The following is a 14,100-nucleotide window of genomic DNA, read 5'->3' on the forward strand; positions in this document are numbered from 1 at the left end:
TTCTTTTTAAGTAGCCTTGAAAAAAAATTCATATCAATTATCAGTAGTTATCGAGAATTCTCTGAAGGTGTCCCGTTATCCTCTCAAATCCCGCTTTCTTAAGCTCCTCTCTGAACTGCTGTACCTTCTCCTCCGCGGTTCCCTCGTACTGTCCTGAGGAAATCTGAGGAATGTATGTATCAAAAATACTCTTTATGCTTTCAACCTCTTCGTTGACGGCGGGAGTGGAAAACGGCACTCCTTCAAAGGGATACTGGATTGCCAGGTGCTCATAGTCATCTATAAGCTCGTAGTATGCATCCCAGTCATATGCCGCATCGGGAATCTCCATCTCATCCCGTCTCCCCCACCAGAAGTTGGTGGTAATACTGTCTTGTTCTTCATTGTAGCCGCTGGGTCTTTCAAGCATTCCGTTTTCCAAGATCTGGTACTGCTCACCTTCCACTCCATAGCGCATAAGCCTGTAGCAGGTAGTATCATTGCGGATCATGTCATATACAAGAAGGGCCATTTCAGGATTCTTTGATCTGGAAGAAACTGCCATCGCACCGTGGATATTGCTCAGACGAACAATGTTCCCGCTCTCTCTTCCAAACCAGAAGAAGTCCAGATTAACTCCAGGCTGACGAACAGTCATTGTGGGCTGCACCGAGGTGTAGTACTTCTGGGTATGATGCTGAATGACAGAAGATTCTCCTCTGTAGAACTCTTCCTCGTTCTCTCCGGCATCATTCACATCTCTTCTCCACACTCCCATGCTGTTCCACTTCTTCATGAGTTTAGCAAAGTCAACAAAATCCGTCCCTTCATAATATGGAGAGATTATCTTTCCGGGGTTCGTCATATCCTGTCCCCAGATACCATATCCGGTAAGTTCATAAATGGGAACATATCTTGAAGCTGACATGAGATACCCTTCCGTCAATGCGGATCCGTCCCGGTCTCTGTCCCAGGGTATCATCTCCGGATGCTTTTGAATCACTGTCTCAAAATATGTATCCATATCTTCAAAAGAAGCTATCTCTTTAAGTCCCGCTTCATTAGCTATATCTTTTCTGTAGATAAAACCGTGATTTGTCCACTGACTGTACTCGTTCTCCGGTATCAGGTAGATATCACCCTCATATTTACAGTTCTCCCACTGCCTTGGAGTAACATTGGCATAGGTGATGCTGCAATAGTCTCTCAGCATATCCTCGGAAAGAGGAAGAAAGTTGCCCTTAATAACATTGGACCAGGCATCAAGCCAGTCTGAACTGGTTCCCACAAGGTCTATATCTGAATCCTCAGAAGAAAGTATTAAGTTATAATTGCGGAGATAATCATTCCACCCCACATAGTAAATATCAAGATGTGCGTTCAGACGCCTTTCAAGAATCCGGTTAAGCTCTTCAATAGCCTTCTCAGTCTGACCGTTGTGGGGTTTGTCGCCGATGGTAAGATAAGTGATAACTGTAGGCGCCTTTGTTCGGTCAATCACATCATTGGCATGAGGATTGACAGCATTTAAATAGGGGCGCTCTTTTCCGCAGGAAGCGGTGGCAAGAAGCATGGTAAGGGAAAGAATCACTGCAATTATTCTCTTATTCAATGCTTCCTCCTTTCTGCTCCTTCTCTGCCTTATTTCTGATCCTGAGCTCCACGAAAAAGTTCTTCAGCATCTGACTGCATTCATCCTGAAGAATACCCTTTTTCACCAAAACCTGATGATTGAAATCCGGGTTATTAAGTATGTCCATAACAGACCCGGCGCACCCGGCCTTAGGATTCTCCGCAGCCATGATCACTTCCGGAATCCTGGCCTGGACAATGGCTCCGGCACACATCTGGCAGGGTTCCAGTGTAACATACAATTTGCAGCCCTCAAGTCTCCAGTCCTTCATGAATTTGCCGGCCTTCTTAATGGCCGTTATCTCCGCATGCGCAAGGGGAGTTTTGTCGGTATTGCGCCTGTTGTAGCCACGGCCGATGATCTTGTCCTCGTAGACAATAACACATCCGATGGGAACCTCACCCAGTTTGTAGGCCTTCCTGGCCTGAGCCAGGGCAGCTCTCATATACTTTATGTCCATCTCCTCCTCAGGGGAAAGAGACTTCTTTGATCCTGTACCTGTCGCAGGTATTATTTTTTTACTTTCTTTTTTCATGTGTATCTGCTATATTTATATAGCGGCTCTGTGATGGGTGCATGTAGCAGTCCTTTTGTGTGAGAGTGGGTCTTATGCAATGGAAATCTGCGAACCGTGTCAGGTCGGGAACGAAGCAGCACTAAGTAGAACCTTCCATGTGTTGTAAGGTTGCCTGTTCTTTTCCGAAAGCAAACGTACATGCATCTTTCACAGGGTCGTCTTTTTATTTATTTTTTGCCCTCAAGGTATTTCATGTAATTGATGACCATCAGCGCGATCTTGAAGGTAAGGGCATCGTCAAATTTTCTGACATCAAGTCCGGAACTCTTTTCCAGCTTCTCAATCCTGTAAACCAGCGTATTTCTGTGAACAAAGAGCTGTCTTGAAGTCTCCGATACATTCAGATTATTCTCAAAGAATTTATTAATTGTGTTGAGGGTCTCCTCATCCAGATTGTCAGGCACTTCTTTGCCGCCGAAGATCTCATCTATAAAGATCCTGCAAAGACTCTCGGGAAGCTGATAGATAAGTCGTCCTATGCCAAGGGTATTGTAGGCATTTACAAGTTTCTCCGCATAGAAGATCTTGCCCACCTCCAGTGCCATCTTGGCCTCCTTGTATGATTTACTGAGATCCTTAAGGTCTTCTGCCACCATTCCGTAGGCAACGCGAACATTCAGCATGGCCTCTGTGTTCATCATGTCCACGATAGTCTCTGCAATATGCCCCACTTCCTCATATGACTGGCCCTTTGATAAGCTCTTTATAAGAATTACGCTGTTCTCATCGACAGCGGTCACAAAGTCACCGGAGTGATTTCCATACATGCTTGAAAGCAGTTCCTGAGCCGAATTATCAACGGCATTTCTGGTCTCAACAAGAATTATCACCCTTGGTGCATTGACCTCGATCTTCAGCTTCTTGGCTCTGTTGTACACATCGATAAGAAGCATGTTATCAAGCAGAAGATTCTGGAAGAAGTTATTCCTGTCAAATCTCTCCTTATATGCCACTATAAGATTCTGAAGCTGGCTGACTCCGATCTTACCAACCATATATGCATGCTCGCTGTCGCCCTTGGCTAAAAGCACATACATAGGCTCTCCGTCATCCATTACCTTAAACAGATGTACATCGCCTATAACCTGCGAATCCACCGGCGAATTGGCAAAGCTGGTAATTATCGAGATGTCGAGAAAATCCTTCTCGCTGTTCCCGGCGATCACCTCTCCACTAAGATCCATAACGCAAAGTTCAACCTTCGTAATAGTGCTCAACTCTTCAATGCTGCTTTTGATCGTCTGCGCGGATATCATACCATGCCCCTTTCCTGGAAATCATGACATACTTCAACACTTATATCATAACACAAAAAAGAGAGCTGCGCGATTATGCGCAGCTCCCTGAAAATTCTTGCTTAATGAAGTTCTGCTCTCGGCTAAAGCCTCGCCAGAACAAAGTAGTACACTAAGCTCGAAAAAACCTCGCTAAGTGATTACTTTTAGTTTGTGATTGTCTGCTCTGTCTCTTTGTCGAATACGTGGATCTTCTCAACATCGAATGCAAACTTAACCTTGTCGCCGGGTCTTGCTGTTGTACGAGAATCAACTCTTGCTGTGATAGGGAACTCAGCGAGATCGAAGTACAGATAAACTTCTGCACCAAGAAGCTCGTATACGTTGATTGTTGACTCGAATACAGCCTTGGATGTGTTAACAACCATCTCGGAATCATCAACATCCTCAGGACGGATACCGAATGTAACAACCTTTCCAGCGTAGCCGCCATCGATAAGCTTCTTAGCCTTTGCAGGAGGAAGCTCGATGAGCTGATCAGCGATCTTAAGGGAAGCCTTGTCACCGTTAACAACAACTTCAGCATCAAGGAAGTTCATCTGAGGTGATCCCATGAATCCTGCAACGAAGAGGTTGCCGGGCTTGTCATAGAGGTTCTGAGGTGTATCAACCTGCTGAACAACACCGTCCTTCATAACTACGATTCTGGTACCAAGAGTCATAGCCTCTGTCTGGTCATGTGTAACGTAGATGATGGTTGTGCCCAGTCTCTGGTGAAGCTTAGCGATCTCTGTTCTCATCTGAACACGGAGCTTAGCATCAAGGTTTGAAAGAGGCTCGTCCATAAGGAATACCTTAGGGTTACGAACGATAGCACGTCCCATAGCTACACGCTGTCTCTGTCCACCTGAAAGAGCCTTAGGCTTACGATCAAGGAGCTTCTCAAGGTCAAGGATCTTAGCTGCGTTTCTAACCATTGTATCGATCTCGTTCTTAGGAACTTTTCTAAGCTTAAGTCCGAAAGCCATGTTATCATAAACTGTCATGTGGGGATACAGAGCGTAGTTCTGGAATACCATCGCGATATCTCTGTCCTTAGGCTCTACATCGTTAACAACTCTGTCACCGATCTTAAGTGTACCTGAAGAGATATCCTCAAGTCCTGCGATCATACGAAGTGTTGTTGACTTTCCACATCCTGAAGGTCCTACGAAAATAATGAATTCTTTATCCTGGATCTCAAGGTTGAAATCCTTAACAGCCTCGAAGCCGTTGGGATAAACTTTTGTTACATGCTCAAGTGATAAACTTGCCATACCAATCATTCCTCCTAAAATAAGTGAATAAATCTTACACGCTAGATTAAAGTATAGACATTTGCCTGTTTATTGACTATTCACTATTTTCACAAAGATTTAATTTTTCATTAGCCAATCTGACAAGAAAACCTGTGACTAATGTGGGTAATCTCAATGTTGACGAATAATCCAAAATATCACTGTGCAATTTGCCCATTGCAAAAATCCGTCAAAATGATAGTCGCCCGGCTCCCTGCTGACGCGCTCTTGTAAGTGCGCGCCTTCCGGACTCTATCAAATCTCTGGCATTCCGGCCTCCGTTAGGGAAAAGAACCGCTCCCGCATTGACTTCCAGATCACTTACTTCGCTTCCTGATGTGGCGTCATGAAGGAAGAGCTGCATCTCATCAGTCTGCTTTCTGACATCCTTCTCGTCACCGACTCCCTTCAGGAATACTGTAAACTCACTGTCTCCCGTCCTGCCAATTACATCCGTTGATCTGAATCCGGATTTTAATCCTCTTGCAAATTCACGGAGCTGATCGTTGAATTGTGCCGATCCTTTTTCATTGATTCTGTCTCTTGTAATATTAGTGCCGATAACAAACAGCATTCCCTTATTATCCGCTCCCTCAGCCGTGTAGCTGTCGATTTCCTTAAGAGTCTCTTCGCCTGTCAGCAGTCCTGTTATTATATCCGTCTCATGCTCGGCGGCCGCTTTTCTGCCTGCAGACTTTTGGATGGCGTCCGCAACCAGATTTGCAAGAAGCACCAGAAGAACAAACGCCACTGAGATCAGTACCATGGCAGCACAAAATCTGTAGCCCGGTTCCATGCTCCTTCCAACCATGGTATTCATCTGCCCTTTGCTGATGAGCACAATGCAGCCGCCGTTAGCCGATTGCAGTGGCACAACTATGGTATAGCCGTAATTCGGAACTTCTGTCATTAATACATTCTTTTGGGAAATGGCGAGTTTGACTGTATCTTTGGAAAGTGACGGCGGGACTTTGTCCCAGATGGAGCTTGATCTTGCAGGAACCCTTTCAAAGCCTCTGGAACATATGATATCGCCGCTAAGACCTATGATCGCCTGACCGTCTGCCAGGTATTTCTCCCGGAACAGCTGCTCACTGATGGTTTTCACCGGAAGATATGCAACAAGAAAGCCTCTTGTCTGACCGGAAAACTTGGCGCTGTACACAATCATGATCTCGGCAATGGAGCTCTGAACATCTCTGGGAAGCACCATTCCGGATCCGCCATTGGCATAGTCCGAAGACAGCTCGGCAAAGTAACTCTCATTACTGACATCAACGTCCCTGTTGTTCATATCAAAGCCTTTGCCGTTCTGATCGCAGATGATGGCATAATTGACTGAGCTCTCCTCAAGAATGTTCTCCAGCATGTACACCAGCTGGCTTCTGTTATCGTCCATTCTGAGTTTGCTCATGATATTGCCTGTGGCATAGACAACAGATGTGGAATTGCTGATATCCACATCTATCTTTCTGAGTTCATCCTCAACTTCGAGGGCTATCTGCGTCTCTTTTGCATAAACAAGCTCATCCCGTATTGCATTCAGATAGGTCACGATAGCAACAGCCACCGCGATCATGCAGATAATCATTGGAAAAAACCACCTTAGATGTGATCTCTTCATGTGCACCTCACTGATCTTCTTCGTCGATCTTCTTTATGGCATTGTCGAGCTCTTCCTCTTCAGAGAGCTCAGCCTCCTTAGGTTCAAATTTTTTGAATGTCTCACTGTATAAAAACGCGCACAGATATCCCGGTCCGGCAAAGCCAAAAAGGAACAGGATAGGTACGACTTTGTAATCCATAAGATAATACAAAACAAAGGGAAGAAGTGTCACGATTGCCATGGCAATGGTCTTGGGAAGTGCCAGTATAGCCATGAGGAACGCATTCTTGATGGTCCCGGGAATCGTGTTAACAAACTTTGCCAGCAGCGGGAAAATGTACAGGGATGCCAAGTACAGAATAAGTGACACAGCAAAAAGGATGTACTTGTAAACCACTGCGTTCCCTTTCATGATCAGGTAATCCATCAGCAGGATTCCGCCTGCCGCAAACATGATAACCATGAGGATCATTCCCTGCACAAAGTTCTCCTTGAAGGACTTGAAGAAAGTTTTTGTAACATAGCTCTCCTCATCTCTTACAATCTTAAGGAGCACGAAGTGCATGCCTGTGAGAGCAGGTCCCAGGGGAATCGATGCGATGATACCAAAGAGCCAGGCATATAAAACGTAGTTAAAAGCAAACTCCTGCTCCCCCATCAATATCGGTCCCAGCATAAAAAACTGCTCTACTAAAAGCGGAAGTGCAAAGACCAGCGTAAGCACGTTGATCCACATCACATCTGCCATTTTGGTAAGCCCCCTCATAAGCGGACTGTCCAGATCAAAAATTCTTCCCATAATTCAACAAAACTCCTTGTATTACTGTCTGTTTAATTTCAGCTCCATGGGATAATACCGTATTCCGTCGGTTGTAGTCTCCGGAGCCGTATCACAAAATCCCCTTTTGTGATAAAAGCCTGTGGCATAAGGCGCAGCATTTACTGTCAGCGAATCCACGCCCTCTTCTGCCAGAGCGTACTCGCTCACATACCGTAAAAGAGCCGTGGCTACCCCGCAGCGATGGTAATTCCGGTCCACAAACAAAAGAGAGATATGCTTCTTCTCACGCAAAGAAAGCATACCCACATATTTGTCTTCCTCCACTGCCACAAACAGCTGATAGTGCCCGGCCACAAACATCTTCCGCAGCATATCGTCGGTGATAAACTTGCGGAAATTATCTATTCCCTCCTGAGAATAGTCAGGGGCGTTAAATCTTACGAAGGTTTCCCACGCAAGCTTCATCGCCCCGTCCCAGTCAGAATGGTAAGCGCATCTTACCATTATTTTTGAAGTGTCAATTTTTGGCTCCACTCTCAATCACTTTCTTGATCCACTCATACTGGTCAGCATAAACCTGCTCCCTGCCAATCTCCTGCTGAAGCTCGTGACGAAGTCCGTCATAAAGTTTAAGCTCAACGTCCTTGATCTGCAGATCATTCTTGTAGATGTTGTAGAGCTTTTCAGGTCCCTCACCGTAGTTGCCTACAGGGTCTTCCTTACCTGCTGTGATCAGGATGTGGAGATCCTTGGGGATATCCTCCATCTTGTCTGTATCCTGAACTCTCTTAAGAAGCTCAGCCATTGTCTTGAATCCGTTTAAGGTGAAGACAAAGTTGCAGGCAGGATCAGCAATGTATTTGTCAATGCTGGCTTCGTTGTGTGAAAGCCAGTCAAAGGGAGTCCTGGGATTGTCAATCCTCTTGGTATAGTTCTTAAAGGCCATGTTGTTAACCATGGTTGAACGATACTTCTCTCCCATAAGAACGGAAAGGAAGTTTACAAGTCCTCCAAGGCTCTTAACAGTGCCGTTTGGCATAAAGGCTGTTCCCTGAATGATGGCGCCTTTGATACCTGTGCCGTATCTTGTTATATATTCTCTTGCCACAAAAGAGCCGAAACTGTGTCCCAGAATCAGACACGGAATTCCGGGATACTCTTCCTGTGTCATCTTTTTAAGCCTGTGAGCATCTCTTACAAGAACTGTAGCAGGATCGTTTTTGCAGAAATATCCATAGGTACCCTTCTCGCCGACAGATCCGCCGTGTCCAAGATGGTCGTTGCCGATTACGATAATGCCTTTCTCAGCCAGGTAATTTGCAAATTCATCGAAGCGATCGATGTACTCCTGCATTCCGTGGATGATCTGCACGATTGCAATAGGCTCACCTTCAGGAATCCACCTAATAGCATGAAGCATTGTCTGTCTGTCTCTTGATTTGTAAGTCAGTTCCTCTTTGCGTACCATTTGGAAATCCCTCCCATAAGAATTATGTATATATATATAATACTACAGATTTATCCGCTTTGGTCCACTTATTATCAGCAGATCTCAGCTCCGGCAGGCATATCTTTTTCGGGAACCATAAGAGAAAGGTTACCCTCGGCATCCTCTGCGCAAAGCAGCATACCCTCGGACAATACTCCGGCAAGCTTTGCAGGCTTTAAGTTCACAAGAACCATCACCTTCTTGCCCACCATCTCCTCAGGTGAGTAGTACTTTCTGATGCCTGATACGATCTGCTTGACCTGGCTTCCGATCTTGACCTGTGAGCACAGAAGCTTCTTGGATTTCTCAACAGCTTCGCACTTAATGATCTCGCCAACCTGGAACTGCATTGTTCCAAAGTCGTCAAAAGAGATCTCGTCCTTGGCCGGAATATCTATCTCAGCCTTCTTGTCCTCATCATCGGCCTTGGCTTCAGGTGCGGGAGCAGGGGCAAGACCTGCCTTTGCAAGATTGATGGCTGCAACTCTCTGAGACTCCTCAAATTCTGCCTTCTGCTTTTTTGTGATCTCTGCTGCCTTCTCAAGAACATCCTTGAGATCCTTCCTTGCAAAGAGCATCTCGGGATTCTCGGTAACCTTTGTTCCGTTCTTTACAAGACCAAACTCGCCAAGCTGATCGAAATCTCTGTCGGGAGCGGAAAGCTGCTCTTTGATCTTCTCTGCAGTCTCGGGCATAAAGGGATCAAGGAGAGCCGCACCGATGGAAATAGCCTCCACCAGATTGTAAAGGACTGTTGAAAGCCTGTCCTTCTTGCTCTCATCCTTACCAAGGATCCAGGGCTCGGTTTCATCAATATATTTGTTGCATCTCTTAAAGAGTGTGAATATCTCGGTCAAAGCATCAGCTACTCTGAGCTCGTTCATCTTGGCTTCTACCTTGTCGTAGCATGCGCAGGCCACAGCCTTAAGGTCGTCATCCACCGGCTCTTTTACCCCGGTATCTGCAACCACGCCACCAAGATACTTGTTGCTCATGGCGATGGTCCTGTTTACAAGGTTACCCAGAGTATTGGCAAGATCTGAGTTAAAGCGCTCCACAAGAAGCTCCCAGGTGATCACACCGTCGTTGTCAAAGGGCATCTCGTGAAGAACGAAGTATCTTACGGGATCAACGCCGAAGAGGCTTACAAGGTCGTCGGCATAGATAACGTTACCCTTGCTCTTACTCATCTTCTCACCGCCCTGCAGAAGCCAGGGATGTCCGAATACCTGCTTGGGAAGAGGCTCCCCAAGGGCCATCAGGAAGATGGGCCAGTAAATTGTATGGAAGCGGATAATATCCTTACCGATAAGGTGAAGGTCCGCAGGCCACCACTTCTTGTATTCTTCGCTGCTGTTGCCGTCCGCATCATATCCGATACCGGTAATATAGTTTGTAAGGGCATCAAGCCATACATATACAACGTGCCTGTCATCAAAGTCTACAGGAATTCCCCATTTAAAAGAGGTCCTGGAAACGCACAGATCCTGAAGTCCGGGAAGAAGGAAGTTGTTCATCATCTCGTTCTTGCGGGATACGGGCTGGATAAAGTCAGGGTGAGTGTTGATGTGCTCTATAAGTCTGTCTGCGTATTTGCTCATCTTGAAGAAGTAAGCCTCTTCCTCAGCGGGATGAACAGGGCCGCCGCACTCAGGGCACTTCCCGTCAACAAGCTGAGACTCCGTGTAGAAAGCCTCACACTCTGTACAGTACATTCCCTTATAAGAGCCCTTGTAGATATCGCCCTGATCGTAAAACTTCTTGAATATCTTCTGAACCTGCTTAACGTGATCCTCGTCAGTGGTTCTGATAAATCTGTCATAGGATGTGTCCATGAGATTCCAAAGACCCTTAATGGTGTCGGAAACCTGGTCTACAAACTCCTTGGGGCTTGCACATCCTGCCTCAATGGCTCTGGTCTCAATCTTCTGTCCATGCTCATCTGAGCCTGTCTGAAAGTGAACATCAAAGCCGTCTCTTCTCTTATATCTTGCGATAGCATCAGCCAGCACGATCTCATAGCTGTTTCCGATATGAGGCTTGCCTGAGGTGTATGCTATAGCGGTTGTAATATAGTACTTGCCTTTATTCTGCATTGCCGTAACATCCTTCCTGATATATGTGCCATTTAGTGACACAAGATTTCGCATCCGGTCTCTGTAACCAGAACCTCAACCTCCCACTGGGCGGAGGGCTTGAGATCTGCGGTGTACACAGTCCAGTCATTTTCTTCATCAATAAATATCTCGTCGGTTCCCATATTTACCATGGGCTCGATGGTGAATACCATACCGGGCACCATCAGCATTCCTGTTCCGGGCTTGCTGACATGGCTTACATAGGGTTCCTCATGGAATTCATTGCCGCAGCCGTGGCCACCAATCTCCTTGACAACGGTATAGCCGTTATCCAGCGCATGCTGATGAACGGCGTGTCCCATGTCTCCGATCTGTGTCCAGGGAATAACAGCCTTGATTCCTGCTTCCATACACTCCCGGGTTACATCGACAAGGCGTTTCTTTTCGGGAGAGACCTCGCCGATGCAAAACATTCGTGATGAATCCGAAAAATAACCGTCCAGAATGGTGGAACAGTCAACATTTATGATATCTCCCTCCTTGAGGATAATATCCTCTGAAGGAATTCCGTGGCATACCTCTTCGTTAATGGAGGTGCACACGCTCTTGGGAAATCCCTGATATCCCAGGTCTGCGGGAATTCCGCCCATCTTGGAGGTGACATCGTTTACAATATCGTCGATCTCCTGGGTGGACATGCCTGCCCTGATCTTGTCTCCCACTTCATCAAGCACCGCCATGTTGATAACGGCACTCTTCTTGATCCCCTCAATATCCTTCTCGGTCTTAAGGAGTTTTCTGCTGGGCACCAGAATTCCCTGATGCTCAAAACCTATTATCTTGTCGTCAAACGCTGCGTGGCAGCTCTTGTATTTCTTGCCGCTTCCGCACCAGCAAATATCGTTTCTGTCTAATCTTTTATACATAAAAACCCTCTTTTTCCGATAAATACTCAATATATAGTATGCTATCCCTAACCGTAAAAGTCAAATGACAGCACTGTTTTCGGGCTCTCCTTAAGTGCTTTTTTCAATAATGAACAGCCATTTTTGAGTTATGAGGCTCGGGAACAGGGCTGTTTTGCCTGATGTAATCAATGAGAATATCAGGCATTTCCTCGGAATAAGTCCTGATGGTGGGGCTGTTTCCTATGCACTCGTATCCACCGGTACCGGTAGCTCTGTAGTTGCTGGCAACCAGAGTGTACTCTTTGTCTTCCTCAAGTTCTGTTCCGTCCAGCTTCTTAAGTACAACTACTCTCTCACCGACAGGTTTTGTCAGGTCGAACTCGTACCAGAGGTTGGCAAAAAAGTCATAGTTGTAATGTTCAACCTTTGGCTGCAGGAACACATTGGAGATGGCCACTTTTCCGGTTTCGGGGTCATAATCAAAATACTCCGCGCATCTCTCCAGAGCCTGCTTCAAAACTGCCTTTGTGACGCTCTTAACCTCCATGGTGTTGGAGAACTTGTAGATTCCAAGTACGTCTCTTATGGTTGTGCCCTTGTGAAGTCCCAATGGATCGTTGGAAAGTGATGTGCAGGAAAAGTCTGTACCGGCAAACTTAAGCTGCGCTTCATTAAACAGGTCCGCAACCTTGCTGCCGTTCATGGCTATATCCAGCTTCTGCTCAACGGGAATCTCTTCCCAGATCTGTCCGATGGGCTCATCCAGCCACTTTTCAAGGTCTTCTGTCATCTGATCCATGAAGCTGTGGGCAGCCATTATTTCTTTTGCCCTCTCGCTCACTCCCTTTACGGGAACAAGCTTTGAAGTGATGTTCCAGGCACCCTTGCTGCCTTCTGCCACAACCTCGGCATAAATACCGGCTTTATCCGGAGGCTGTACTCCGTGGGTTCCGGCGATGTCAACGCTCTCTATGGCAATATGCTGATGACCTGTAAGGATTATGTCAAAATCCAGCTCCCTGCAGATCTGGCAGGCCTGATTCTCCAAAGTACCGGACAGTCTTTTGCCGGTCTTAAGGTCCTCTTCAAATCCGCCGTGATAGATGCAGACCTTAAGGTCACATTTGTCCCGAAGGTTATCAAGCTCTTTCCTCAATGCCTCCACCGGGTCTGTCACAACCAGCTCAGTGAGGTTCTCTTTCTTTTCCCAGACATTTACAAATCCGGTCACGGCAGCGGTGATGCCCACCCTTGTGCCGTCCTTCATGGTGTGTATCACGCTCTTTTTGATGCCAAGGGCGCCCCTCTTATCCTCAACATTGCAGCTGATGAGAGTGGCCTTCATCCGAGACACATAGTCCAGTATGGCATCGTAGCCGAAGTTGAAATCGTGGTTTCCCAAAGTGTAGTAATCAAGGCCCATGGCGTTGAAGCCTTCGGCCATGGGATTGAAATCATACATATCCCTGTGGCTCAGATAGTAGGAGATAAGCGGCGTTCCCTGAAGGGTGTCTCCGCCATCAAGAATAAGTGTGTCATCGTCCTTTTCAATCTGTCCGGCAACACAAAATAGCCCCGTGTTCTCGGGGCCATTCAGTGCATAGTCAATGGGATATAAATGTCCGTGTGTATCTGTGGTAAAAATAATACGCATTTAATTATCCTCTTGTAAGTTTAACTCTGATCCTTGTGGAGATGTACTCGATGATGAGGATCAGTACGATAAGTCCTGCCAGCAGCGCTCCTGCCTCATTCCATCTGTAGGAATTCATGGCAAAGATAAGGGGCGCACCGAAGCCGCCGGCACCTACCATACCGAGAATTGTTGCATCTCTCAAATTGATATCAAATCTATAAATTGCTGTGGATGCGAAGTTGGGCATCAGCTGGGGAAGAATTCCGTATCTTATCTTCTGCCAGGTGTTGCATCCTGCGGCATCCAGTGACTCAACCACCTTGGTGTCCAGATCCTCGATGGCCTCAATATACATCTTGCTGATCATACCGATGGAGCATACGCCCATGGTCAAAAGACCTGCGAAAGCGCCGGGGCCTGTTACACGGATGAACATAAGACCGTAAACGAAAGCCGGAATGGTACGGGCCATCATGATAATGATCCTGCCTGCAAAGGCAATGGGCTTGGGTGTTAAGTTTGATGCGGAGATAAACGCCAGGGGAACTGAGATGATGGCTCCCACAATGGTTCCAAGAAACGCGATACAAATGGTCTCCAGCATCAGGTAAGGAACACCCTTGGTGGAAAAGTCGAAGAGGAACTCAAGATCCGGATGGAAGATTCCCGAAAGGACGTTAAGGGCGATCTGTCCGCCGTCCTGGGTGGAGCCGCTGGTCTCAACGGCGCTTCCGCTCCATACAAGGAGTCCTACCACAACAAGTGCTGTTATTAAATTATAAACCCAGTCTTTGGGTCTTTTCTCGTATGCTGCTTGAATTCTCTGATTCATATACTACCT

At 46.5% G+C, this 14,100-nt stretch carries 12 protein-coding genes and 1 other RNA gene; 1 reads left to right on the forward strand and 12 read right to left on the reverse strand.

Features of this window, described 5'->3' with window-relative positions:
- Nucleotides 1-40 precede the first annotated feature (40 nt).
- Nucleotides 41-1,591 carry a DUF3502 domain-containing protein gene (locus T456_RS0109360; RefSeq protein WP_024865912.1) on the reverse strand — a complete coding sequence of 517 codons (1,551 nt, stop codon included), beginning with the start codon at nucleotides 1,589-1,591 and terminating at the stop codon, nucleotides 41-43.
- Nucleotides 1,584-2,072 carry a tRNA adenosine(34) deaminase TadA gene (gene tadA, locus T456_RS0109365; RefSeq protein WP_024865913.1) on the reverse strand — a complete coding sequence of 163 codons (489 nt, stop codon included), beginning with the start codon at nucleotides 2,070-2,072 and terminating at the stop codon, nucleotides 1,584-1,586. The genes T456_RS0109360 and tadA overlap by 8 nt, the downstream gene beginning before the upstream one ends.
- A 138-nt stretch (nucleotides 2,073-2,210) precedes the next feature.
- Here tadA and ffs point away from each other — a divergent pair.
- Nucleotides 2,211-2,310: signal recognition particle sRNA small type (gene ffs / locus T456_RS22000), an RNA gene on the forward strand.
- Nucleotides 2,311-2,356: 46 nt separating this feature from the next.
- Here ffs and T456_RS0109370 read toward each other — a convergent pair.
- The 10 genes from T456_RS0109370 to phnE form a co-directional block, all read right to left on the reverse strand.
- A complete protein-coding gene (locus tag T456_RS0109370; protein WP_024865914.1) occupies nucleotides 2,357-3,445 on the reverse strand; it encodes a PucR family transcriptional regulator in 1,089 nt (362 codons plus the stop codon).
- A gap of 185 nt (nucleotides 3,446-3,630) precedes the next feature.
- The gene (locus T456_RS0109375; RefSeq protein ID WP_024865915.1) at nucleotides 3,631-4,740 is read right to left on the reverse strand and encodes an ABC transporter ATP-binding protein; all 1,110 of its coding nucleotides are present in this window, start codon (nucleotides 4,738-4,740) and stop codon (nucleotides 3,631-3,633) included.
- A gap of 211 nt (nucleotides 4,741-4,951) precedes the next feature.
- Nucleotides 4,952-6,352, reverse strand: coding sequence for a diguanylate cyclase domain-containing protein (locus T456_RS0109380; RefSeq protein ID WP_024865916.1), 1,401 nt, complete (start codon nucleotides 6,350-6,352; stop codon nucleotides 4,952-4,954).
- Nucleotides 6,353-6,392: 40 nt separating this feature from the next.
- On the reverse strand, nucleotides 6,393-7,166 hold the full coding sequence (locus T456_RS19685; RefSeq protein ID WP_024865917.1) for a YesL family protein: 774 nt from the start codon (nucleotides 7,164-7,166) through the stop codon (nucleotides 6,393-6,395).
- A 21-nt stretch (nucleotides 7,167-7,187) separates the two neighbouring features.
- Nucleotides 7,188-7,613, reverse strand: coding sequence for a GNAT family N-acetyltransferase (locus tag T456_RS0109390; protein WP_035801820.1), 426 nt, complete (start codon nucleotides 7,611-7,613; stop codon nucleotides 7,188-7,190).
- A 52-nt stretch (nucleotides 7,614-7,665) separates the two neighbouring features.
- Entirely contained in the window at nucleotides 7,666-8,616 is a 951-nt protein-coding gene (locus T456_RS0109395; protein WP_024865919.1) for an alpha/beta fold hydrolase, read from the reverse strand.
- Between the two features lie 74 nt (nucleotides 8,617-8,690).
- Nucleotides 8,691-10,733, reverse strand: a complete 2,043-nt coding sequence (gene metG / locus T456_RS0109400; protein WP_024865920.1) for a methionine--tRNA ligase — start codon at nucleotides 10,731-10,733, stop codon at nucleotides 8,691-8,693.
- A 32-nt stretch (nucleotides 10,734-10,765) separates the two neighbouring features.
- A complete protein-coding gene (locus T456_RS0109405; RefSeq protein WP_024865921.1) occupies nucleotides 10,766-11,641 on the reverse strand; it encodes a methionyl aminopeptidase in 876 nt (291 codons plus the stop codon).
- A gap of 103 nt (nucleotides 11,642-11,744) precedes the next feature.
- On the reverse strand, nucleotides 11,745-13,277 hold the full coding sequence (locus tag T456_RS0109410) for a bifunctional metallophosphatase/5'-nucleotidase (protein WP_024865922.1): 1,533 nt from the start codon (nucleotides 13,275-13,277) through the stop codon (nucleotides 11,745-11,747).
- Between the two features lie 4 nt (nucleotides 13,278-13,281).
- On the reverse strand, nucleotides 13,282-14,091 hold the full coding sequence (gene phnE, locus T456_RS0109415; protein ID WP_024865923.1) for a phosphonate ABC transporter, permease protein PhnE: 810 nt from the start codon (nucleotides 14,089-14,091) through the stop codon (nucleotides 13,282-13,284).
- Nucleotides 14,092-14,100 lie beyond the last annotated feature (9 nt).

Origin of the sequence: Butyrivibrio sp. FCS014 (assembly GCF_000526935.1) — a bacterium.
Classification (GTDB): Bacteria; Bacillota; Clostridia; order Lachnospirales; family Lachnospiraceae; genus Butyrivibrio.